Origin of the sequence: Mycobacterium sp. NBC_00419 (assembly GCF_036023875.1) — a bacterium.
GTDB lineage: Bacteria > Actinomycetota > Actinomycetes > Mycobacteriales > Mycobacteriaceae > Mycobacterium.
Genome location: NZ_CP107931.1, coordinates 855,263 through 878,941 on the forward strand (window position 1 = coordinate 855,263; position 23,679 = coordinate 878,941).

The following is a 23,679-nucleotide window of genomic DNA, read 5'->3' on the forward strand; positions in this document are numbered from 1 at the left end:
CGGGCCGCTAGGAGCCGCTCTGGAACAGACCCGACAGCCCGGTTCCGGAGTTGACGAAGCCGGAATTCGCGCCGCCGCCGCTGTTGAGGAAGCCCGACGACGGGGTGGTCGTGGAGTTGAAGAAGCCGGGCTCTTGTTGGATGTCGATGACGTTGAAGACGAACGGCCCCAGGGTTCCGTTGCCCGCGAGGTCGATCGTGTCGGTGTACGCGATCGGCGGCAGTTGGAACGGCCCGAACGTCATGGCGTCGATCGTGATGGGGATATTGCTGTCAACGACCTTGATTGACGCGCCCCAGTTGGTGAAGGAGCAACCGACAAACGGGGCGCATCCCCCGATGCGGTCCCAGGTCCTGACCTGGAACGGGATGTTGATGTCGATGGCGTTGAGCGTCGCCGGGTCGATGGTGGCGCCGATCGGAATGTCGATCGGGATCGTCACGTCGTAGTGGTACTCGATCTCGGAGATCGTGATCGAGTAGGTGAAGCTCAGCAGCCCCTGGTTGTTGCCACGCCAGAAGAGACCGTTGCTGTTGGTGCCCGAGATGAAGGCCCCGGTGTTGGTGTTGCCGGAGTTGGCCAGGCCGGTGTTGGTGTTGCCGGAGTTGGCCCAGCCGGTATTGGTGTTGCCGGCGTTGGCCGATCCGCTGTTGTTGCCGCCGACGTTCACGCTGCCGGAGTTGTGGCTGCCCGCGTTGCCGTAGCCGGTGTTAACGCTGCCGACATTGGAGATGCCGGTGTTACTGCCGCCCACGTTGAACAACCCGGTGTTGAGGTTGCCGGCGTTGCCGATGCCCCAGTTGTTGTTGCCGGAGTTGAAGAATCCGACGTTGCCGTCACCGGAGTTGAAGAACCCGATGTTGTTGTTACCCGAGTTGAACAACCCAAAGTTGCCCGTCCCGGTGTTCCAGGCTCCGAACCCGATCTGATTGTTCCCCGTCAGACCGAACCCGATATTGCCGGTTCCGGTGTTACCGAACCCGATGTTGCCGCTGCCGGTGTTGCCGAACCCGAAGTTGTTGTCTCCCAGGTTGCCCCAGCCGACGTTGAAGTTCCCCAGGTTGCCGATACCGATGTTGACATCGCCGGCGTTGCCGACGCCGATATTGCCGTCACCGGAGTTCCCCGACCCGAGGTTGCCGTCCCCGGCATTGCCGCTGCCGACGTTGTTGTTGCCGTAGTTACCGGATCCGAGGTTCACGTCACCGACGTTGCCGAATCCGGCATTGAGGGAACCGACGTTGCCCAGGCCGAGGTTGAACCTTGTGCCGGTGGCATCGCGGAACAGACCGGCCAATTGCGTGCCGAGGGTCGCCAGGCCCGAAACGTTGGCCGCTGCAGCAAGATCGAGTGTGGAGGTGTTGAACCATCCCGACATGGTGTTGCCGAGGTTGGCCCAACCCGAGAGCAGTGCGCCGTAGTTCTGCAGGCCGGAGAGGCCGTTGCCGGCGTTGGACCAGCCGGAGGAGCCGGCGCCGACGTTGAACAGCCCGGAGCCGCCGCCGGTGCCGGTGTTGAAGAAGCCCGATGTCGGGTTGGTGGTGGAGTTGAAGAAGCCGGGGGCGGCCGGGATGTCGAGCAGCTTGATCTCGACGGGGCCGATGCCGCCGCTGGCGCCGATCTTGATGACGGTGCTCGGTCCACCGATCGTTGCGGTCACGGCCTTGTTGTCGGTGAATCCGAGTTGGATGGGTCCGACGGTGATCGGCCCGAAGTTCGCGCTGACGCCTTCTTGGTTGACAACGCAGCCGATGAAGCAGACCGACTGCCCGAGAACGGCTCCTGGGCCGACCGTGACGGTAGGGATCGTGATGGTGTCGATCGTCAGTGGGGTGACGGTGACGGTGACGGGGATGTCGACGGGGATGTCGACGTCGAAGTGGCCGGTGATCTCGGAGATGGTGATACCCAGGCTCGCCCCGAAGAGGCCCTGGTTGTTGCCGCGCCAGAAGAAGCCGTTGTTGCCGTTGCCGGAGATGAACGCCCCGGTGTTGAGGTTGCCGGTGTTGGCCACACCGGTGTTGGAGTTCCCCGAGTTCGCCCACCCGGTGTTGGTATTGCCCGCGTTGAAGTCGCCGCTGTTGGTGTTGCCGATGTTCAGGCTGCCCGAGTTGTGGCTGCCCTTGTTGCCGTAGCCGGTGTTGACGCTGCCGACATTGGAGACACCGGTATTGGTGTTGCCCACATTGAACAACCCGGTGTTGAGGTTTCCGGCATTGCCGATACCGAAGTTGTTGTCACCAGAGTTGAAGAACCCGATATTGCCATCACCAGAGTTGAAGAAACCGATGTTGTTGTTCCCCGAGTTGAACAACCCGATATTGCCCGTCCCGGTGTTCCAGCCACCGAACCCGATCTGATTGTTACCCGTCAGACCAAACCCGATATTGCCCGTCCCGGTATTCCCGAACCCGATGTTGCCGCTACCGGTATTGCCGAACCCGAAGTTGTTGTCCCCCAGGTTCCCGACACCAACATTGCCCGACCCCGCATTACCCCAACCGACATTGCCGTCACCGGAGTTCCCCGACCCCAGATTGCCGTCCCCCACATTGCCGTCACCGACATTGGTCGCACCCTCGTTACCCGAGCCCAGGTTCCAATCCCCCACATTGCCCGACCCGACATTGCCAAACCCCACATTGCCCAGACCCAGATTCACCTGAGCACCACGCAGCAGACCCGCCACCTGCGAACCCACACTGCCCCAGCCCGAAACATTGGCCGCATCACCAAGATTCAGACTCGAGGAGTTATAGATCCCCGACACCGCCGAACCAAGATTGGCCACCCCCGACGAGGACGACCCATAGTTCAAGAACCCCGACAACCCCGCCGCACCCACCAACTCCAACGGCACCATATTCAACAGACCCGAACTACCCGCACCAAAGTTGAAGAACCCCGAACCACCACCAGCACCCGAATTAAAGAACCCCGACGTCGGCGCCGTCGTCGAGTTGAAGAAGCCGGGGGCGGTGGGGATGTCGAGCAGCGAGATGGTGATCGGGTCGATCGCACCGAGACCGGTGATGTGGATGGTGGTATCCGGTCCGCCGATGAGTGCGGAGACATCGGGCAGGGTGACGGGCACGGTGGGGATGGTGATGCTGGAGACCTGGAAGGAGGTGCCGCCACCGGTGCCGAGTGGCAGCGGCCACAGCGGTGCGTCGATGAGGAAGCCTGGGATGGTGAAGGTTTCGAGGGTGACGTCGGCGAGGTCGACACTGATCGGGATGTCGATGGGGACGTCGATGTTGAGGGTGATGGGGATCTCGGAGATGGTGATACCCAGGCTCGCCCCGAAGAGGCCCTGGTTGTTGCCGCGCCAGAAGAAGCCGTTGTTGCCGTTGCCGGAGATGAACGCCCCGGTGTTGAGGTTGCCGGCATTGGCCACACCGGTGTTGGAGTTCCCCGAGTTCGCCCACCCGGTGTTGGTATTGCCCGCGTTGAACAACCCCGAGTTGGTGTTACCGACGTTCATCCCACCCGAGTTGTGGCTACCGGCATTGCCGTAGCCGGTGTTGACGCTGCCGACATTGGAGACGCCGGTGTTGGTGTTGCCCACATTGAACAACCCGGTGTTGAGGTTTCCGGCATTGCCGATACCGAAGTTGTTGTCACCGGAGTTGAAGAACCCGATGTTCCCGTCACCAGAGTTGAAGAACCCGATGTTGTTGTTCCCCGAGTTGAACAACCCGATATTGCCCGTCCCGGTGTTCCAGCCGCCGAACCCGATCTGATTGTTACCCGTCAGACCAAACCCGATATTGCCCGTCCCGGTATTCCCGAACCCGATGTTGCCGCTACCGGTATTGCCGAACCCGAAGTTGTTGTCCCCCAGGTTCCCGACACCAACATTGCCCGACCCCGCATTACCCCAACCGACATTGCCGTCACCGGAGTTCCCCGACCCCAGATTGCCGTCCCCCACATTGCCGTCACCGACATTGGTCGCACCCTCGTTACCCGAGCCCAGGTTCCAATCCCCCACATTGCCCGACCCGACATTGCCAAACCCCACATTGCCCAGACCCAGATTCACCTGAGCACCACGCAGCAGACCCGCCACCTGCGAACCCACACTGCCCCAGCCCGAAACATTGGCCGCATCACCAAGATTCAGACTCGAGGAGTTATAGATCCCCGACACCGCCGAACCAAGATTGGCCACCCCCGACGAGGACGACCCATAGTTCAAGAACCCCGACAACCCCGCCGCACCCACCAACTCCAACGGCACCATATTCAACAGACCCGAACTACCCGCACCAAAGTTGAAGAACCCCGAACCACCACCAGCACCCGAATTAAAGAACCCCGACGTCGGCGCCGTCGTCGAGTTGAAGAACCCGGGACCCTTCGGAATATCCAACAGCGAAATCACGATGGGTCCGATGCCGCCGGTACCGGTGATGTGGATCGCCGTGCCCTGGCCACCGATCTCAGCGGTGAGGAAGGGATTGTCGGCCGATACCACGATGTTCGGGATGTTGATGGGGCCGATGGTGATGGCGTTGCCGAGGCCGTTGATCTGGGCCTGAATCTGGGGAACGCTGAAGGCCAGGACTGTGACGGTTCCCGGCTGCGGGCCGGCGCCGATGGTGGCCGTGATGGGGACCGCGATCGGAACGTCCGCTTCGAGGGTGATGGGGATTGTCGGGATGGTGATGCCGAGGCTGGCGCCGAACTGGCCCTGATTGTTGCCGCGCCAGAGCAGGCCGTTACTGAAGTTGCCGGCGATGAAGGCCCCGGTGTTGACGTTGCCGGTGTTGGCGACACCGGTGTTGGAGTTCCCCGAGTTCGCCAGCCCCGTATTGGTGTTACCCGCATTGAAGGCACCACTGTTGGTGTTGCCGACGTTCATCCCACCCGAGTTGTGGCTACCGGAATTGCCATACCCCGAGTTCACACTGCCCACATTCGAGACACCGGTGTTGGTGTTGCCCACATTGAACAACCCGGTGTTCAGGTTTCCGGCATTGCCGATCCCGAAGTTGTTGTCACCAGAGTTGAAGAACCCGACATTGCCATCACCAGAGTTGAAGAACCCGATGTTGTTGTTCCCCGAGTTGAACAACCCGATATTGCCCGTCCCGGTGTTCCAGCCACCGAACCCGATCTGATTGTTCCCCGTCAGACCAAACCCGATATTGCCCGTGCCGGTGTTGCCGAACCCGATATTCCCGGTACCGGTATTGCCGAACCCGAAGTTGTTGTCCCCCAGGTTCCCCCAGCCGACATTAAAGTTCCCCCGGTTACCGAACCCGACATTGACGTCGCCGTTGTTGCCCGCGCCGATGTTGCCGTCACCGGAGTTCCCCAACCCCAGATTGCCGTCCCCCACATTGCCGTCACCGACATTCGTCGCACCCTCGTTACCCGAGCCCAAGTTCCAGTTTCCGACGTTGCCCGACCCGACGTTGCCGAACCCCAGATTGCCCAGACCCAGGTTGAAGGTGCTGCCCGTGGCGTCGCGGAACAGCCCGGCCAGCGAGGTGCCCACGGTGGCCAGACCCGAAAGATCCGCGGCGGCATCGAGGTTCAACGTCGAGGTGTTGAACCACCCAGAGATCTGCGAGCCGAGGTTCGCCAGCCCGGAGGACAGCGACCCGTAGTTGAGCAGTCCGGACAGGCCGGAGCCGCCGACGATCTCCAGCGGCACCATGTTCAGCAGACCCGAACTGCCTGCACCGAAGTTGAAGAGCCCCGAACCACCACCGGCACCCGAGTTGAAGAACCCCGACGTCGCTGCGGTGGTGGAGTTGAAGAACCCCGGACCCTTCGGAATATCCAACAGTGAGATGTACACGCCACCGATGCCCGCCGTCGCGGTACCGGTGATCACGGTGTCGGGGCCACCGATGCGGATCTGCGGTGCCGCTGTGGATGTCTCGGCCTCGATGGTCGGAATGGTCACGGAGGTGATCTGGCCGGTGATGCTGAGGATGCTGAGCAGGGTGATCCCGTACGGGATGCTGGGGATGGTGGGCAGGCTGTAGAAGACATCGCCGAGGTTCGTGGTGATCGGGATGTCGATCGGGATGGTCGCGGTGGCGTGGATGGAGTAGACGGGTAGGTAGATCCCGAAGGCTGCGCCGAACTGACCCTGGTTGTCGCCACGCCAGAAGAAGCCGTTGTTGTAATTACCGGAGATGAACGCCCCGGTGTTGACATCGCCCGAATTGGCCAGACCCGTATTGGAATTACCCGAGTTCGCCCACCCGGTGTTGGTGTTGCCCGCGTTGAAGTCGCCGCTGTTGGTGTTGCCGATGTTCAGGCTGCCCGAGTTGTGGCTGCCCTTGTTGCCGTAGCCGGTGTTGACGCTGCCGACATTCGAGATGCCGGTGTTGGTGTTGCCCACATTGAACAACCCGGTGTTGAGGTTTCCGGCATTGCCGATCCCGAAGTTGTTGTCACCGGAGTTGAAGAACCCGACATTGCCATCACCAGAGTTGAAGAACCCGATGTTGTTGTTACCCGAGTTGAACAACCCGATATTGCCCGTCCCGGTGTTCCAGCCGCCGAACCCGATCTGGTTGTTGCCGGTCAGCCCGATCCCGATGTTGCCGGTGCCGGTATTCCCGAACCCGATGTTCCCGCTACCGGTATTGCCGAACCCGAAGTTGTTGTCCCCCAGGTTCCCCCACCCGATATTGGAACTACCGAGATTGCCCGCGCCGACGTTCGCATTACCGGAGTTACCCGAGCCGACGTTGTTGTCTCCGGAGTTACCCGCGCCGAGATTGCTATCGCCCAGGTTGCCGTCACCGACGTTGAGTGTGCCTTCGTTGCCCGAGCCCAGGTTCCAGTCCCCGACGTTGCCGAACCCGGCATTCCACGACCCGACATTGCCCAACCCGAGATTGGGGGCCAATCCCTGCAAGACGCCGGCCACCTGGGAGCCGACGTTGGCCATGCCTGAAACAAACGCCGGGACAGCGAGATCCAGCGTCGAGGTGTTGAACAATCCCGAGATGGTGTTGCCCAGGTTGGCCCACCCGGAGGCCAGTTGGCCGTAGTTCTGCCAGCCGGACAGACCGGTGCCGCCCGGCGCGACCTGATTGGCCCAGCCCGAGGCGCCGGCACCATCGTTGGAGAACCCGGACCCGCCGCCGGTTCCCGAGTTGAAGAAGCCCGACGTGGGGTTGGTCGTCGAGTTGAAGAACCCCGGGGCGGGGTCGATTTTGAGGAAGGTGATGGTGTAGGGATCAGCTTGTCCGGTGATCGTGATGTCGAGCGTCGTCGTCGAGGAACCGACGAAGATCTTGACGCCCGGGGTGTCCAGGATCGACTGCGGGACGATGATCGGCCCGAAGAAGGCCGAGAAACCCGTCGTCGAGTAGGTGAAGGCGGGAACCGTGAGACCAGGAACGTCGACCGCTTGTGTCGGGACGTCGATCTCCTGATTGATCGGGATGCTGAACGTGAAGCTGAACGGGATGGCCGGGATCGTGATCGACAGGTCGATACCGATCCAGCCCTGGTTGTCTCCGGTGACGAAGAATCCGTTGCTGTAGTTGCCGGAGATGAAGGCACCGGTGTTGACGTTGCCCGAATTGGCAAGTCCGGTATTGGAATTGCCGGTGTTGGCCCACCCGGTGTTGGTGTTTCCGACGTTGAACGACCCGGTGTTGGTGCTACCGATGTTGGCCTGGCCGCTGTTGTGGTTGCCGCTGTTGGCGCGGCCGGTGTTGGCGCTACCGACGTTCGACATGCCGGTATTGGCCATGCCGACGTTGAACAGCCCGGTGTTGAAATCGCCGGCGTTGCCGATGCCCCAGTTGCCGTTTCCGGAGTTGAAGAATCCGACATTGCCGTCACCGGAGTTGAAGAACCCGATGTTGTTGTTGCCGGAGTTGAACAACCCGATATTGCCCGTGCCGGTGTTCCAGCCGCCGAATCCGATCTGGTTGTTGCCGGTCAGCCCGATGCCGATGTTGCCGGTGCCGGTGTTGCCGAACCCGATATTCCCGCTACCGGTATTGCCGAACCCGAAGTTGTTGTCCCCCAGGTTCCCCCACCCGATATTGGAACTACCGAGATTGCCCGCGCCCAGGTTCGAGCTGCCGGAGTTTCCGGAGCCGACGTTGTTGCTTCCGGAGTTGCCCGAGCCGAGGTTGCCGTCGCCGACGTTGCCGTCGCCCAGGTTCGAGCTGCCTTTGTTGCCCGATCCCAGGTTGAGATCACCGACGTTGCCGGAGCCGAGGTTGGCCGTACCGACGTTGCCCAGGCCGAGATTGGTCCCCAGCGACGTCAGCAGCGAGGTGAACAGCGGCACTGCCAGGAAATTGCGCAACCGGTCCTGCAACGTGCCGGCGGTGAGCTGGGTGGACAGTGCGGCGACCCAGGCCGTCAGCGCGGCAGAGACGTCGTCGTAGTCGACGACCGCCGCGCTGTTCAGAGGGGTTGTCGCCGCGGCGGCGATCGGAGCGTCGGCCACTGCGGCCGCGGCGGCTTCGGGAGCCTCGAACACAGTGGCGGCCACGGCGTCGGCCACGGCGGCGGTGGTCGCCGGTGGCGGGTCGTCAGCGGGCGTGGGCGCAGCCGCGGCCGCGGCAGGCACCCGGGCGGCGGCGGGCGGCGCGGCACTGGTGGTCGCGGTGGATCCTGCGGTGGCCGTCGACGCCGTGCCGCCGCCGGCGGTCTTGGCGGAGTCGGCGTCGGCGGATCGGGCCGCGCGACCCGACTTCCCGACGCTGCGCGTGGGCGCGGTGGTGGTGGAGGCCGGTGAGTCTTCGGCGCTCGATCGGGCAGCGGTGCTGCGACCTGAACCGCCGTGGGCCGGTGCCGAACTGCCCGCCGTCGATCCGGCGGAGTCCGCGGTATCCGCGTGGGCGATCGCAGGCCCGGCAGCAAATGCGGCGCCGACCGCGACGGTGGCCACGCCCGCGCCCAGCCACGCGTACGGTTCGATGCGGCGCTGGGGCTTGCGACGATGGCGACCGGCTTTGACTTTCGGCGCTTTCTTGGCGCGATGACGGCCGGTCACGGCCATAAATTAACACGCGCGTCGGTACCGTGTTGTGGCTAAAACAAACAGCGCTCAGATTCGCCCCACGAAGTGATTCCGGCCGTTGGCAAACTAGCGTGGACCCATGGCGCGGGTGTGTGTGGTTGGCAGCGTGAACGTCGATCAGTTCTTCTCGGTGGCCGCCCTGCCGCGGCCCGGTGAAACGGTGCTCGCATCCGCTGTGCGCACCGAACCCGGCGGGAAGGGCGGTAACCAAGCGGTGGCCGCCGCCCGGGCCGGCGCCGAGGTCGAATTCGTCGGTGCGGTCGGCGCCGACGCGGCCGGTGCACAACTGCGAAGCCACCTCAGCGCCAACGGAGTCGGTCTCGACGGTCTCGAGGAGCTCTACGCGCCCAGTGGCAGCGCCGTGATCATGGTCGGCGAGGACGGCGACAACCTGATCGTCGTCGCTCCCGGCGCCAACGGCCATCTGACCCTGGCGTCGGCGGCCGCCCGCGCGGCGATCACCGGGTGCGAGGTACTGCTGGTCCAGCTCGAGATACCGGTGGCGACCGCGGTGGCGGCCGCGAGGGTGGCCCGCTCGGTCGGGGCGACCGTCATCGTCAACGCCTCACCGGTGAGCACCGACGCGGCGTTGGCGGACCTGGCCGCGGTGACCGATGTGGTGGTGGTCAATGAAACCGAGGAGCCGCACTGGGACTGGCCGACACCACATCGTGTGGTCACCCGGGGAGCGCGGGGTGCGAGCTATTGCGGACCGGACGGCCCGCTCGAGGTACCGGCGCCGGAGGTCGAAGCGATCGACACCACCGGAGCCGGCGATGTGTTCGCCGGCGTGCTCGCCGCCGACTGGACGACGGGTGCGCAGCGGGCGCTGCGACGGGCGTGCGCGGCGGGGGCGCTGGCGACGCTGGTCGCCGGCGCGGGAGACTGCGCGCCGACCGTCGAGGCGATCGACGATGCGCTACTGAACGATCTACCGTAGAGGCGATAGTCTCATCGTCGATGACGCACACTGATTCGCCCCGCCCGCCCGATGGGGATTGGCTGGGCACGCCGTTCCTGAGGTTCACCCGCGAAGGCGCGTTCGGGGTGTGCACGCTGGATCGCCCCGAGGCGCGCAACGCGATGACACCGGCGATGTACTTCGGCATCAGATACGCCGTCAACCATGTCGGCTCCGATCCGGACTTAGCCGGGCTGCTGATCACCGGCACGGGTGAGGTCTTCGCCCCTGGCGGGGACATGGGCGGCGGCGGCGCCGACAACTGGCTGACCTTCGGCTCGGCACTCGGTTTGGACGTCACCCCGTTCGAGACCCTGCGCCAGTCCAGCAAGCCGGTGGTCGCGGCGGTCAACGGCCTGTGCCAGGGCGGCGGTCTGCAGATCGCGCTGTGCGCCGACATGGCCGTGGTCAGTGAGCGCGCGACGTTCCGGGTGCCCGAGCTGTACCGGGGCATCGCCGATACGTACTACAGCCAGATGCTGACCCGGCTCATCGGCCCGGTCCGCACCCGCGACCTGATGTTCACCGGCCGAACCCTGACTGCCCAGGAAGCCCTGGACTGGGGCATGGTCGCGCGGGTGGTCCCCCACGACGAGCTGGCCGACGCCGCCCGGGAAGTGCTGGCCCAGTGCTGTCGCACCGCGCCCGACGCCCGCTCGGTGGTGAAGTCGACCATCGACAGTTACCTGGGCCTCTACGACCGGATCGGCATGCAGCGCAGTCTCGGATCCCCGGAGTCGATCGAGGGCTTCCTGGCGTTCAAGGAGCGCCGCTCACCGAGCTGGGTGCACCCGGACCTGCGGATCGACGGCAGGCTGTAGGGCCCCGCGATGGTGACGCAAGCCCGGATACGACCGGCAACCCTGCTCGATGTCCCCGCACTGGTTGCGCTCGAAGACCGCTACTTCATCGGCAATCTCAGCGAATCCGAGCGTGCCGGCGGCTTCATCTCCGTTCGGCATTCCCCGGAATGGTTTGCCCGGGCGGTTGACGACGGGGGCGTGCACGTCGCCGTGACCGAGGACGACCGCGTTGGCGGTTTCATCGCCGTGCTCGCCCCACCGGCGGCGACCGACCCGGACCTGCCGCCGATCGTGCGCGGAGTGATCGACCTCGCTCAGACCGTGGAGATGAACGGACGACCAATCGCCATGCAGCGCTACGCATTACGCGGTCCGGTCTGCATCGGCGCGGAACTGAGAGGACAAGGGGTCTACTCATCGTTCAACGCGGTGACCCGCAAGGCCTACCGCGACAAGTTCGACGTCGGCGTGCTCTTCGTCGCCGCCGACAACCCGAGATCACTGCACACGGCGACCGATAAACTCGGGGCGCAATCGCTGGCGACGTTCGAGGTCGACTCCAAGCTGTTTCACTTTCTGGCGTTCAGCTTCTAGCGTTCGGCAGGCTGTAGGGCCGAGGCTCCTCAGTCGTCCTCGGGCCAGAGGATGAAGTCGTCGCAGACGTGCCGCACGGGATGAGGGCCGGCCGTCTCGAGTGCGGCGCGAACGGCATGCAGGTGCGCGACGGACATCTCCAGGGGAGGCTCGTCGGGCTGATAGGTCGTCAGAACGGGATAGTCCACGCCGGGTGCGCAGGTCATCTCGATGTGACAGCCGATCACGTGGCTCACACGGTGCGATTCGGAGAACTCGATGAGCCGGTCGATGCTCTGCGAGAACGCCTGCCAGTCGACAATGTAAAGCCGACCGCGGTACACCGTGTCGCCGGTGAAGAGGATGCCCGTCCACGGGTCGTAGTAGGTCACCGCTGAAGCGTCATGTCCCGGTGTGGCGATAACGTCCAGCACTCGATCGCCGAGGTCGACCGTTCGGGTCGCGTGCAGGTTGTCGGTGAAACCGAAGTATTTCCAAGCGATTTCCTTGTCAGCCGCCACAAGGGTCGTCCCGGGGCGGTCTGTGAACTGAATGTCACCGGCGATGTGATCGCCATGGGAGTGCGTGTGCAGGACCAGCAGGTCATAGGGCCGCTGTGCCTCTGAGTGGCGGCCGAGCCACTCCTCGATCACGCCGTCAACCACTTCACGCAGCGGAAAATACTGCTCCTCAGCAGTGGCGCCGGTGTCCAGCAGAACCGCCCGGTCTCGGCCGAAGAGCAGGAACATGAACGGCGCTTCGTAGTGAATTGCCTTGTTCTGCCGCAAAATCACCGTGTCGTCGTCGTACCAGTGGATCTGCACGTCCGGGTCGGTGTTGTGCTTGGACGACACCGATCCGTGTATCCACCGCACACCCAACAACGTCGGGGCACTTAGGGCGGCGGTGCTGGCAGCGTCGGACATCAACCCTCCAAGGTGCGTCGTCTTGACAAGCCGGGTACGGCGCACATCTCGTCCGGGGATACGCTCAAACGCATCGACAAAGCCGAGGCTAACACCCGACGTCAGCCGCCATCAAGGCACCTTTCGGCCCCGGCCACCGCTCAGGCCTCGGGAATCTCCCGTTCGATCTCGGCGAGCCAGATCCGCGCCGACATGTCCGACGGCGCCCGCCAGTCACCGCGCGGCGACAATGAACCGCCATGGGACACCTTGGGCCCATTGGGCAGTGCCGAGCGCTTGAACTGGCTGAACGAGTAGTACCGCTGCGCGAAAACCGCAAGCCAGTGCCGAATCTCCTTGAGCGAATAGGCTGTTCGCTTGCCCTCCGGATAACCCGGGGGCCAGGTTCCGCTATCGGGATCACTCCAGGCGTGCCAGGCGAGGAACGCGATCTTCGAGGGCCGAAAGCCATAGCGCAGCACCTGGAATAACGAGAAATCCTGCAGAGCGTACGGGCCCACCTTGGCCTCACTGCTCTGGATTTCCTCGTCCTCACCGGTGGGCACGAGTTCGGGGGTGATCTCGGTGTCGAGCACCGACTGCAGGATCTCGTCGACCTCGTCGTTGAACTGACCCGATGATATGACCCACCGAATCAGATGCTGGATAAGGGTTTTCGGCACACCGGCGTTGACGTTGTAGTGGCTCATCTGATCGCCGACACCGTAGGTCGACCAGCCCAGCGCCAATTCGGACAGGTCACCGGTGCCCAGCACGATGCCGCCGCGCTGGTTGGCGATCCGGAACAGGTAATCGGTGCGCAGGCCGGCCTGCACGTTCTCGAAGGTGACGTCGTACACCGGTTCGCCGTGCGAGAACGGGTGGCCGAGCTCGGTGAGCATCAGCGAGGCCGTCGACCGGATGTCGAGCTCTTCGAAGGTGACGCCCAGCGCCCGCGACAGCTTGATGGCGTTGCTCTTGGTGCGCTCACCGGTGGCGAAACCGGGCAGCGTGAACGCCAGAATGTCGCTGCGCGGGCGGCCTTCCCGGTCCATCGCCCGTGCCGCGACGATCAGCGCGTGCGTCGAATCCAGACCGCCGGAGACACCGATGACGACCTTGGGGTAGTTCAGCGCACGCAGCCGCTGCTCGAGGCCGGAGACCTGAATGCTGTAGCCCTCGTAGCAGTCCTGTTCCAGCCGGAGGGGATCGCTGGGCACAAAGGGGAACCGTTCGATCTCGCGCAGCACGCCGATGTCACCCGTCGGCGGATCGAGAACGAAACCGATACGCCGGAACGAGGTCAGCGCGTCCTGGTGGTGGCGGCGATTGTCGTCGAAGGTGCCCATCCGCAACCGCTCCGCGCGCAACAGATCGAGGTCGACATCGGCCACCGAACGGCGTTCACCTTTCGGGAAGCGCTCCGACTCAGCCAGCAGCCTGCCGTTCTCGAAGATCATCGTCTGCCCGTCCCAGGCCAGGTCGGTGCTCGACTCCCCTTCACCCGCCGCGGCGTAGACATAGGCGGCCAGGCAGCGCGCCGACGCCGACCGGGCCAGCAGCTTGCGGTCCTCGGCGCGGCCGATCGTGACCGGGCTTCCCGACAGGTTGGCCAGCACCGTCGCACCCGCCAGTGCGGCGTGCGCACTGGGCGGCACGGGCACGAACATGTCCTCGCAGATCTCGACGTGCAGCACCAGACCGGGGACGTCCTCGGCAGCGAACAGCAGATCCGGACCGAACGGCACGTCAACCGGGGCCCGATGCTCTTCGCGCAAGCGCTCGGCGCCACCAATGCGGATCGTGCCGTGCAGATCGTCACCCGCAGCGAGCTGCCGGCTCTCGTAGAACTCCCGGTAGGTGGGCAGATAGGACTTCGGCGCGACGCCAAGAACCGCGCCGCGGTGAATGACCACCGCGGTGTTGTAGATGCGGTGCAGGTAGCGCAGCGGGGCTCCCACCACGAGCACCGGAAGCAGGTCCGCCGAGGCGGCGACGACGTCGAGCAGGGCGTCCTCGACGGCGTCGAGCAGGCTGTCCTGCAGCAGGATGTCCTCGATCGAATAGCCCGACAGGGTCAGTTCGGGGAACACCGCCACGGCCACCCCGTCGTCGTGGCAGGCGCGAGCGATCCGCACCACCGACTCGGCGTTCGCGGCCGGGTCGGCCAGCACCGTGTGGTGCGTACACGCGGCCACCCGCGCGAACCCGTGCCGGTAGACGGAGTAGAAGTCCATGCCCCATTGTCGCCCGACCAGGTCACGGGCCGGAAACGGGTATGCCCGAAGTAACGATCCACTGTCGCCGCACGATTACGCAGACGACAATTCAGATACTTCCGCGGAGGCCACGTGCGTCGTCGACTCAAAGCTGCAGCCGCTGCTCTCGCCGTCGCCGCCGCGGTAATGGGCGGCGTCGCACCGACACCCGCCCAGGCCGCGCCACCGACATCGGCCAAGGATTTCTCCAGGCCGGCGATCGTGATCCTCGGCTACGGCCTCAACCCGGACGGCAGCATGCGGGCGGTGCTGCGCAACCGGGTGTTCACCGGACTGGCCGTCGCGCAGTTCTTCCCGCAGTCGCCGGTCATCGTCACCGGCGGTAACCCGCGCAACGGGCAGACCGAGGCCGCTCAGATGCGCCGCATGCTGATGATGTTCGGGTTCCCGGACAACCGGATCATCGTGGAGGACAAGGCCAACAGCACCGTGCAGAACGCGCGATTCTCGGTGCCGCTGGCCGAACAGGCCGGAACCTCGGGAATCATCCTCGTCACGTCGTCGACTCATCAGGGCCGTGCCGACGGCGACTTCGTGGACGCCGGCGGCCATCTGCTGTCCACGGTGAGCTTCCCGGACGGCGACGCAACGGTGAACGTGGCCCAGTTCGCCCGCGATGCAGTGAGCCCGTTCATCAACATCGGCTAGCCGCCTATCCTGGTGGCATGGACGCCCCGGAGCTCGTTGCGGCGCTGTCGGGGCGCCGTATCGCGGTGCTCACCGGGGCCGGCCTGTCCACCGACTCGGGCATCCCCGACTACCGCGGACCGGACTCCCCGCCGGCCAATCCGATGACCATCCGCCAGTTCACCTCCAGCCGCGAATACCGGCAGCGGTACTGGGCACGGAATCACCTGGGTTGGCGGCACATGGCCCAGACCCTGCCCAATGCCGGGCACCGGGCGCTGGCCGCCCTGGAGCGGGCCGGGGTGGTCACCGGTGTGATCACCCAGAACGTCGACCTGCTGCACACCAAGGCCGGCAGCCGCAACGTCATCAACCTGCACGGCACCTACGCCCAGGTGGTGTGCCTGGACTGCGGGCACACCATGTCGCGGGCCGCGCTGGCCGAACAACTCGAGGCGGCCAATCCCGGCTTCACCGAACGCGCCGAGCGGGTCGGTGGGCTTGCCGTCGCCCCCGACGCCGACGCCGTGGTGGACGACACCGAGTCCTTTCACTTCGTGGACTGCCCGGCCTGTGCCGGAATGCTCAAACCCGACATCGTCTACTTCGGCGAGAGCGTCAGTAAAGACGTTGTCGCCCAGGCTTATTCGATGGTCGACGACTCCGACGCGCTGCTGGTGGCCGGTTCGTCGCTGACGGTGTTCTCGGGTTACCGGTTCGTGCGGCACGCCGCAGCGCTGGGCATGCCCGTCGCGATCGTCAACCGCGGCGCCACCCGCGGCGACGATCTGGCGACGGTGAAGGTCGACAACGGCTGTTCGGAGATGCTCGTGCTGCTGGCCGACGAACTGGCTGAGACCATGTCGGCATGAAACGCTCCAGGGGCCGGGAGGTCGGCGCACCCACCCAAGAGGACATCGACACCGAAGCCGGCCGGGTTGCCGCACTGCTCAAACGGATGCGACCACCACCCGGGCCGATCACCGAGCGGTGGGCGCTGGGCATCGGCGACATCGTCGCCGACACCACCCGGCTGCCGCAGCGGCTGCGCGGCGCCGTGCTGTTCCTCAACCGCTACGGCGGTCTGGCCATCACGCCGGACACCCTCGAATTCGACGGCGATGACGTCAAGTGGTCGAAGATGACCGAGATCGACACCCGCAACCTCGTCGAGTACCTGCTGTCGGGCGCTGTCGAGAAGCAGGTGGACCGGCTGCCGGTGCCCTGGTTCCCCGGCCGGGGCAGGCTGCTGGGCCTGGCGTCGGCGGCGGTCCTGACGCTGCTGATGGCCACCGCCAGACGGCAGATCGAAGACCACGCCGACGTCCGCATCCCGGCCGAGGTGCACTATCGCGGCGGCCTGTTCCGCCGCGACAAGGTGCTCTCCCCCGGCGTGATCTCCACCCTGATCCTGGCCGACGCCCGGGTCAGCGAGTCGGTGATCGCCACCGCCACGGCCAACGGTGTCACCGTCCGCAAGCGTGACGACGACCCGATGGACGCGGCCGGCGACCGTGCCGAGGTGTTGAAAGCCAAACTGGCTGAGCTGGAAAAAGGGATCCGCGGGCTACTGCATCGCGGGCGGCGCTAGACCGCGACGAGGTCGTCCGCGTGCACGGCGGGCCTGCGCATCTCAGCAGGCAGGTCGGTGGTTGAACGCCCGATCATCGTCGTCAGCTCCGCGGCGTCGTAGGCCACCACACCGCGCGCCACCATCTCCTCGTCGGGGCCGCGCAGCTCCACGACGTCTCCGCCGAAGAACCGGCCCGATACCCCGGTGATCCCGGCGGGCAGCAGTGAACGGCGCTGTTTGACCACCGCCCGGACCGCACCGGCATCAAGCGTCAGCGCCCCGGCGACCTCGGCGGCGTACCGCACCCAGAACCGCCGGGCCGACATCCGGTCTGCGCGCGGCGCGAACACCGTGCCCACCGAGGCGTCCGAGAGGGCGGCGCCGGCGTCAGCGGCGGCGGCCAGCAGAACCGGCACGCCGGCGTCGGCGGCCAGCAGCGCCGAGGACAGTTTCGAGCGCATACCGCCGGTGCCCAGCCGGCTGCCCTGCCCGGCGACGACACCGTCGAGGTCGTCGGGGCCGGCGACCTCGGGGATGAACCGGGCATCACCCTTGCGCGGGTCGGCGTCGTAGAGCCCGTCGATGTCGGAGAGCAGGATCAGCGCGTCGGCACCGACCAGGTGGGCCACCAGGGCCGAGAGCCGGTCGTTGTCGCCGAAGCGGATCTCGTTGGTGGCCACGGTGTCGTTCTCGTTGACGATGGCCACCGCGTGCAGCCCGCGCAACCGGTCCAGGGTGCGTTGGGCGTTGGTGTGCTGGACCCGCATCGCGATGTCGTGCGCGGTCAGCAGCACCTGGCCGACGGTGCGGTCATAGCGGCCGAACGCCGCACTCCAGGCGTTGACCAGCGCAACCTGCCCGACGCTGGCCGCGGCCTGCTTGGTGGCCAGATCGGTAGGTCGCCGGCTCAGGCCCAGCGGCTCGATGCCTGCGGCGATCGCGCCGGACGAGACGATGACGACGTCGGAGCCGGCCCGCATCCGGGCCTCGATGGCGTCGACCAGTTTCGCCAGCCGGCCTGCGTCAAAGAGCCCGGACTTCGTGGTCAGTGCCGTGGTGCCGATCTTGACCACGACACTGCGGGCGCTCCGGATCGCGTCGCGGTACTCGCTCACGTCTCCTCGCCGTGTTCACGGCGCTGGCGGCGCAGTTCCTTCCGCTCGGCGGCGCCGATTCGATCGTTCTGTTCGAGCCGGGCGTCGGTTCCGCGGCCCGTCGGTGTGACATCCACACCGGCCGGTGTCTGCGGCTCCCAGTCGAAGGTCATGTCGCCGATGGTCACCGCACACCCCGCCACCGCACCCCGCTTCAGCAGCTGGTCCTCGACGCCGAGACGGGCCAGTCGGTCACCGAGATAGCCGACCGCTTCGTCGTTGGTGAAGTCGGTCTGCGCCACCCAGCGCTCGGGGCGGGTGCCGCGCACGATGAAGCCACCGGGGTTGGCGGTGTCGGTCTCGACGGTGAAGCCGCTCTGGTCCACCGGGATCGGCCGGATAACCGGCCGGCGCGGAATCACCTCGGGCTGGGCGGCCTGGTAGGCGGCGACCAGATCCCACAGCGCAAAAGTCAACTCCCGCAAGCCTTCCCGGCTGACCGTCGAGACTTCGAACACCGGCCAGCCGCGCTTGGCGATCTCGGGACGGACGAAGTCGGCCAGTTCGCGGGCTTCGGGGACGTCGATCTTGTTCAGCACCACCGCACGGGGCCGGCCTTCGAGGTCCCCGAGCGTCGTATCTCCTTGCAGCGTCGGCTGATAGGCGGCCAGCTCGGCCTCCAGCGCGTCGATGTCGGAGACCGGGTCGCGGCCCGGCTCCAGGGTGGCGCAGTCGACGACGTGCACCAGCACGGCACAGCGTTCGATGTGACGCAGGAAATCCAGACCCAGGCCGCGGCCCTCGGAGGCGCCCGGGATCAGGCCCGGGACGTCGGCGACGGTGAAGGTGTGCTCACCGGCCGAGACGACACCGAGGTTGGGCACAAGCGTGGTGAACGGGTAGTCGGCGATCTTGGGCTTGGCCGCTGAGATGGTCGACACCAGCGACGATTTACCGGCCGACGGGAATCCGATGAGGCCGACGTCGGCTACCGTCTTGAGCTCGAGGGTGAGGTCGCGTTCCTGGCCTTTTTCGCCGAGCAGCGCGAACCCCGGCGCCTTGCGGGCACGGGAGGCCAGCGCGGCGTTGCCGAGTCCGCCTCGGCCACCTTCGGCCGCGATGAAACTGGTGCCGGCGCCCACCAGGTCGGCCAGCAGCCGGCCGTGGTCGTCGAGCACCATGGTGCCGTCGGGAACCTTGACCTCGAGATCGGTGCCGTTGGCCCCGTCCCGGTTGTTGCCCATCCCCTGCTTACCCGAGGGTGCGACAACGTTGGGGTGGAAGTGGAAGTCCAGCAGGGTGTGCACCTGCGGGTCGACGACCAGGATGACGCTGCCGCCATTGCCGCCATTGCCGCCGTCAGGCCCGCCGAGTGGTTTGAACTTCTCGCGGTGCACCGAGGCGCAGCCGTTACCGCCGTTGCCCGCGTGAGTACGAATGACAACGCGGTCGACGAACCGGGGCATCGGAGGGTCCTTTCAATCGTCGAGTGTGAACGTACTGCGAGAAATCGGTCTCAATCTCGCAGTGGACGCACACTCGCGAAATTAAGACCTACTCCGGTCGGGCGACGCGGGTGACGTTGACGGTCTTACGGCCGCGCTTCAGCCCGAACTCCACGGCGCCAGGCGCGGTGGCGAACAGGGTGTCATCCCCGCCACGACCGACGTTGACGCCGGGATGGAAGTGGGTGCCGCGCTGGCGGACGATGATCTCGCCGGCCTTGACGACCTGACCACCGAAACGCTTGACGCCGAGTCGCTGGGCATTGGACTCGCGGCCGTTGCGCGAGCTGGAAGCGCCCTTTTTGTGTGCCATGTCTGTTCGCTCCCTGTCGCTACTTGATCCCGGTGACCTTGAGCACGGTCAGCGGCTGACGGTGACCCTGCCGCTTGTGGTAGCCGGTCTTGTTCTTGAACTTGTGGATGCGGATCTTGGGACCCTTGGTGTGCTCGAGCACCTCACCGGTGACCGCGACCTTCTCCAGAGCCTTGGCGTCGGTGGTCACCGTGGCGCCGTCGACGACGAGCGCGACAGGCAGCGAAACGGAGCTACCGGCCTCGACCTCGAGCTTCTCGACCTTGACGATGTCTCCCACGGCGACCTTGTACTGCTTGCCGCCGGTCTTGACGATTGCGTACGTCGCCATCAGTTCCTCTTCTGCCTTGCTCTGCGGGCGCGCGCTAACCGAAGCTGCGTGCGCGGGTCTGGGGGTGCGGGATCGTAAGCCCGCTGCCACCGGCGTCGGACGCCTGGCGACAACTGCTCAAGGTTACGTGACCAGCACCGGGAGGGTCAAACCGCCTCGCCTAGGCCACGGGTGGCCCGGCCGGACGGGCCGCCGCACGGCGCCGGGGCCGTCTGCCGCCCACCACGGGGACCTCGACCACGGCGGGTTCGTCGACGTCGTCGTCGTACTCGTCGCTGTCCGGCAGGTCCTCGTCCTCGTCGTCCTCGTCAGAGTCGCCGACGTCGAGGGGATCGTCGAGGTCGTCGTCGTCTTCGTCCAGGTCGACGTCGATCTCGTCCTCATCGTCATCGTCGTCGGACTCGTCATCCTCGGACTCGTCGTCGAAGTCCTCATCGTCGAGATCCTCGTCGACGACCTCGTCGGCCACCTGCTCCTCAACGTCGGCCTGCGCCGCCGAGATCGCCTCGCCGTCGAGCTCGTCGACAAACTCCTCGTCGGACTCCTCGGACTCGGGGCCGCCGTTAGCCGCCGCCATCGCCTTGAACATCGGGTGCTCTCCGGGCACGTGCACCGGCACCCGGGCGACCGCCGGCTCCTCGGTGCGGCCCTTCTTGCCACGCTTGCTGCGGCGGCTACTACCCGCCTCGGCCTTGCGTGCGACCGCCTGCGTGGTGTCCACCGGGTCGGCATGCAGCACGATGCCACGCCCGCTGCAATGGCTACAGGTCGTGGAGAAGGCCTCCACCAGCCCGGTGCCGAGCTTCTTGCGGGTCAGCTGCACCAGGCCCAGCGAGGTGACCTCGGAGACCTGGTGACGGGTGCGGTCGCGGCCCAGCGCCTCGGTCAGGCGTCTCAGCACCAGGTCGCGGTTGGACTCCAGCACCATGTCGATGAAGTCGATCACCACGATGCCGCCGATATCGCGCAGCCTCAGCTGGCGCACGATCTCCTCGGCCGCTTCGAGGTTGTTCTTGGTGACCGTCTGCTCCAGGTTGCCGCCGGCACCGGTGAACTTGCCGGTGTTGACGTCGACGACCGTCATCGCCTCGGTGCGGTCGATGACCAGCGTGCCGCCAGAGGGCAGCCAGACCTTGCGGTCCAGCGCCTTGGCCAGCTGCTCGTCGATGCGGTGCACCGCGAACACGTCCGGCCCTTCCGGACCACCGGGCGGATCGTATTTCGTCAGCTTCGGAACAAGCTCGGGCGCAACCGAATTCACGTACTCGTTGATAGTGTCCCAGGCGCTGTCGCCGGAGACGATCAGCCCGGAGAAGTCTTCGTTGAACAGGTCGCGGATCACCTTGACCAGGACGTCGGGCTCCTCGTAGAGCGCCAGCGCGGCGCCGGCCTTGTTGCCCTTGACCCGCTCGGCTTCCTGAGCGATCGCGTTCCAGCGTTCCTGCAGGCGCTCGACGTCGCCGCGGATGTCCTCTTCCTTGACCCCTTCGGAGGCGGTGCGGATGATCACGCCGGCATCAGACGGCACGACCTCGCGCAGGATCTCCTTGAGGCGCTGGCGCTCGGTGTCGGGCAGCTTGCGGCTGATCCCGGTCGACGAGGCACCCGGCACGTAGACCAGGTACCGGCCGGCCAGTGACACCTGAGTGGTCAGCCGGGCGCCCTTGTGTCCCACCGGGTCCTTGCTGACCTGGACGACCACGTAGTCGCCGGGCTTGAGTGCCTGCTCGATCTTGCGCTGCGCGCCGCCGAGTCCGGCGGCCTCCCAGTTGACCTCACCGGCGTAGAGCACGCCGTTGCGGCCACGGCCGATGTCGACGAACGCGGCCTCCATCGACGGGAGCACGTTCTGCACGATGCCCAGGTAGATGTTGCCGACCAGCGACGCCGACGCCGCCGAGGTGACGAAGTGTTCGACGACGACACCGTCCTCGAGCACCGCGATCTGGGTGTAGCGGGCGCCCTCGTGCGGCGGTTCGGTGCGGATCTTGTCGCGGACGACCATGACGCGTTCGACCGCTTCCCGGCGGGCGAGGAACTCGGCCTCGGACAGGATCGGCGGGCGCCGACGACCGGCGTCACGTCCGTCGCGGCGGCGCTGACGCTTGGCCTCGAGCCGGGTGGAGCCGCTGATGCCCTGGATGGCATCCGGGTCACGTTCGGCCTTGCTGCGCGGGGCGCGCTCGTGAACGACAGTGTTGGGCGGATCGTCCTCCGACGCGGGCTCGCCGTCCTCGCCACCGCCACCGCTCTTGCGGCGCCTGCGCCTGCGGCGGCGCCGGGTGGCTGCCTCGCCGGTGCCCGACTCCTCGTCGCCGGCTGCCTCGTCGTTCTCGTCCTCGTCGGCGCCCTCGGAGGCTTCCTCGTCGGAGTCCTCGCCGGTGGCCTCGCCCTGCTCACCGCGACCACGACCGCGGCCACGACGTCCCCGCCGGCGGCGACGGCTGGCCGGCCGCTCGGACTGGTCGTCGTCGGTTTCGGCGCCGGACTCCTCGTCGTCGTCGTCTTCGTCATCGTCGTCGGCGTCGTCGTCGTCGCTCTCGACCGGGACGGCCCGGACCGGCTGCGGGGCGACGAACAACGGCATGTACGCCGACTGCTCGACGGCGGTGGTTTCCAGAATCAACCGCGATTCCGGCTCATCGTCCGGCACGACGTCGACCTCGACGGCCGGCACCTCGACCGGTGCGGCGGGTTGCTCAGCGGCGGGGGCCGGCTCCTGGGCCAGCACGTCACGCACGCGCACTGCATCGGTGCGCTCGACGGTGGACTGCGCGCTGCGCGTGCGGCCGTCGAGCTCGCTCAACGCGTCGAGGACGCGTCGGCTGGTGGTGCCGAGGACTCGCGCGAGGGAGTGCACCCTCAGGCGGTCCGGCAGCTCCTCACCCGCGGGGGCCGCGGGTGGTTCCCACTGGGGCTCACTCGGGAGCTCGCTCGGGGTTTCGGGCAGGTCCTGGTAGTTGTCATCGTCGGCCACGTAGTCTCCTATGGCCCCCGGGCGCGTCCTACGACGCGGCCACGCGAGGGCTTCCGCTATGCGCCCGGGTTACTTCCCCCGGGCTTGTCATGGTCTCGCCCCGAACGGCTCGTAGCGAACGCGCTCGGTGCCTGGCTGAATGACGGCTGTGGACGGTCGGCGCCGCACCACTAATTGCGATGGTCGCGCTCGTCTAAGTCTTCATTCGGATGTGTTTAGGGGCACATCCGCCTCCCAGTATCCCACACCGCAGGGGCAGTTCTGACGTAGTGGCGCCGCATTGGCCACAACGGAGTGTCAGACGGCGGGAAACCACAGCGCGATCTCGCGCTCCGCAGAGTCCGGAGAGTCCGAGCCGTGCACCAGGTTGAACTGGGTCTCGAGCCCGAAATCACCGCGGATCGTGCCGGGGGTGGCCTTTTCGACGGGGTCGGTACCACCGGCGAGCTGGCGGAACGCCGCGACGGCGCGAGGTCCTTCCAGGATCGCCGCCACCACCGGGCCCGAGGTGATGAACTCCAGCAGCGAGCCGAAGAACGGCTTGTCCTCGTGTTCGGCGTAGTGCGCGCGGGCCAGCTCGTCGCTGACCTGCTTGAGTTCGAGGGCCGCGATGGTCAGGCCCTTGCGCTCGATACGGCTGATGATCTCGCCGACCACCTGTCGTTGCACACCATCGGGCTTGATCAGCACAAGAGTCCGCTCAGTCACGGCCGACAGCG

General features: G+C 66.0%; 14 protein-coding genes, 1 pseudogene and 1 riboswitch. Of the genes and pseudogenes, 6 read left to right on the forward strand and 9 right to left on the reverse strand.

Going from position 1 to position 23,679, the window contains the following annotated elements; genetic code table 11:
- Positions 1-10: 10 nt before the first annotated feature.
- Positions 11-8,992, reverse strand: a pseudogene (locus OG976_RS04145) (hypothetical protein); the annotation flags it as partial.
- Positions 8,993-9,098: 106 nt separating this feature from the next.
- Between OG976_RS04145 and OG976_RS04150 the strand changes: the two are divergent.
- Genes OG976_RS04150 through OG976_RS04160 form a run of 3 tightly spaced genes read left to right on the forward strand, consistent with a single transcriptional unit; the run spans position 9,099 to position 11,377 of the window.
- A complete protein-coding gene (locus OG976_RS04150) occupies positions 9,099-9,959 on the forward strand; it encodes a PfkB family carbohydrate kinase (protein ID WP_328358264.1) in 861 nt (286 codons plus the stop codon).
- 20 nt (positions 9,960-9,979) lie between these two features.
- Positions 9,980-10,801, forward strand: coding sequence for an enoyl-CoA hydratase/isomerase family protein (locus OG976_RS04155; RefSeq protein ID WP_328358267.1), 822 nt, complete (start codon positions 9,980-9,982; stop codon positions 10,799-10,801).
- Positions 10,802-10,810: 9 nt separating this feature from the next.
- The gene (locus OG976_RS04160; RefSeq protein ID WP_328358270.1) at positions 10,811-11,377 is read left to right on the forward strand and encodes a hypothetical protein; all 567 of its coding nucleotides are present in this window, start codon (positions 10,811-10,813) and stop codon (positions 11,375-11,377) included.
- Between the two features lie 29 nt (positions 11,378-11,406).
- On the opposite strand, the gene OG976_RS04165 is transcribed toward OG976_RS04160, so the two are convergent.
- Complete coding sequence (locus OG976_RS04165) at positions 11,407-12,180, reverse strand: MBL fold metallo-hydrolase (RefSeq protein ID WP_328358273.1); 774 nt, start codon at positions 12,178-12,180, stop codon at positions 11,407-11,409.
- Positions 12,181-12,293: 113 nt separating this feature from the next.
- A riboswitch (guanidine-III (ykkC-III) riboswitch) is annotated at positions 12,294-12,361 on the reverse strand.
- Between the two features lie 61 nt (positions 12,362-12,422).
- A complete protein-coding gene (locus OG976_RS04170) occupies positions 12,423-14,498 on the reverse strand; it encodes an NAD(+) synthase (protein ID WP_328358276.1) in 2,076 nt (691 codons plus the stop codon).
- Positions 14,499-14,666: 168 nt separating this feature from the next.
- Between OG976_RS04170 and OG976_RS04175 the strand changes: the two genes are divergently transcribed.
- The 3 genes from OG976_RS04175 to OG976_RS04185 are packed head-to-tail and all read left to right on the forward strand — an operon-like array spanning position 14,667 to position 16,758.
- A complete protein-coding gene (locus tag OG976_RS04175) occupies positions 14,667-15,188 on the forward strand; it encodes a YdcF family protein (RefSeq protein WP_442930498.1) in 522 nt (173 codons plus the stop codon).
- A 17-nt stretch (positions 15,189-15,205) separates the two neighbouring features.
- On the forward strand, positions 15,206-16,039 hold the full coding sequence (locus OG976_RS04180) for an NAD-dependent protein deacetylase (protein WP_328358282.1): 834 nt from the start codon (positions 15,206-15,208) through the stop codon (positions 16,037-16,039).
- Positions 16,036-16,758, forward strand: coding sequence for a hypothetical protein (locus OG976_RS04185; protein WP_328358285.1), 723 nt, complete (start codon positions 16,036-16,038; stop codon positions 16,756-16,758). The genes OG976_RS04180 and OG976_RS04185 overlap by 4 nt, the downstream gene beginning before the upstream one ends.
- Here the strand turns inward: OG976_RS04185 and proB are convergent.
- The 6 genes from proB to ndk all read right to left on the reverse strand — a co-directional run bounded on the left by proB (position 16,755) and on the right by ndk (position 23,668).
- Positions 16,755-17,855 carry a glutamate 5-kinase gene (gene proB, locus OG976_RS04190; RefSeq protein ID WP_328358287.1) on the reverse strand — a complete coding sequence of 367 codons (1,101 nt, stop codon included), beginning with the start codon at positions 17,853-17,855 and terminating at the stop codon, positions 16,755-16,757. The genes OG976_RS04185 and proB overlap by 4 nt on opposite strands.
- On the reverse strand, positions 17,852-19,300 hold the full coding sequence (gene obgE / locus OG976_RS04195) for a GTPase ObgE (RefSeq protein WP_328358290.1): 1,449 nt from the start codon (positions 19,298-19,300) through the stop codon (positions 17,852-17,854). Before obgE ends, proB begins: the two co-directional genes overlap by 4 nt.
- Positions 19,301-19,388: 88 nt before the next feature.
- A complete protein-coding gene (rpmA, locus tag OG976_RS04200; protein WP_328358293.1) occupies positions 19,389-19,652 on the reverse strand; it encodes a 50S ribosomal protein L27 in 264 nt (87 codons plus the stop codon).
- Between the two features lie 19 nt (positions 19,653-19,671).
- Positions 19,672-19,983, reverse strand: coding sequence for a 50S ribosomal protein L21 (gene rplU / locus OG976_RS04205; protein WP_059018069.1), 312 nt, complete (start codon positions 19,981-19,983; stop codon positions 19,672-19,674).
- A 160-nt stretch (positions 19,984-20,143) separates the two neighbouring features.
- Complete coding sequence (locus OG976_RS04210; protein ID WP_442930499.1) at positions 20,144-22,972, reverse strand: Rne/Rng family ribonuclease; 2,829 nt, start codon at positions 22,970-22,972, stop codon at positions 20,144-20,146.
- Positions 22,973-23,257: 285 nt separating this feature from the next.
- Positions 23,258-23,668, reverse strand: coding sequence for a nucleoside-diphosphate kinase (gene ndk, locus OG976_RS04215; RefSeq protein ID WP_167100144.1), 411 nt, complete (start codon positions 23,666-23,668; stop codon positions 23,258-23,260).
- Positions 23,669-23,679: the final 11 nt, after the last annotated feature.

Bases quoted from the DNA above. Each gene is read 5' to 3' on its own strand.
- OG976_RS04150 (WP_328358264.1), top strand. From the start codon at position 9,099: ATGGCGCGGGTGTGTGTGGTTGGCAGCGTGAACGTCGATCAGTTCTTC.
- OG976_RS04155 (WP_328358267.1), top strand. From the start codon at position 9,980: ATGACGCACACTGATTCGCCCCGCCCGCCCGATGGGGATTGGCTGGGC.
- OG976_RS04160 (WP_328358270.1), top strand. From the start codon at position 10,811: ATGGTGACGCAAGCCCGGATACGACCGGCAACCCTGCTCGATGTCCCC.
- OG976_RS04170 (WP_328358276.1), bottom strand. From the start codon at position 14,498: ATGGACTTCTACTCCGTCTACCGGCACGGGTTCGCGCGGGTGGCCGCG.
- OG976_RS04175 (WP_442930498.1), top strand. From the start codon at position 14,667: ATGGGCGGCGTCGCACCGACACCCGCCCAGGCCGCGCCACCGACATCG.
- OG976_RS04180 (WP_328358282.1), top strand. From the start codon at position 15,206: ATGGACGCCCCGGAGCTCGTTGCGGCGCTGTCGGGGCGCCGTATCGCG.
- OG976_RS04185 (WP_328358285.1), top strand. From the start codon at position 16,036: ATGAAACGCTCCAGGGGCCGGGAGGTCGGCGCACCCACCCAAGAGGAC.
- obgE (WP_328358290.1), bottom strand. From the start codon at position 19,300: ATGCCCCGGTTCGTCGACCGCGTTGTCATTCGTACTCACGCGGGCAAC.
- rpmA (WP_328358293.1), bottom strand. From the start codon at position 19,652: ATGGCACACAAAAAGGGCGCTTCCAGCTCGCGCAACGGCCGCGAGTCC.
- rplU (WP_059018069.1), bottom strand. From the start codon at position 19,983: ATGGCGACGTACGCAATCGTCAAGACCGGCGGCAAGCAGTACAAGGTC.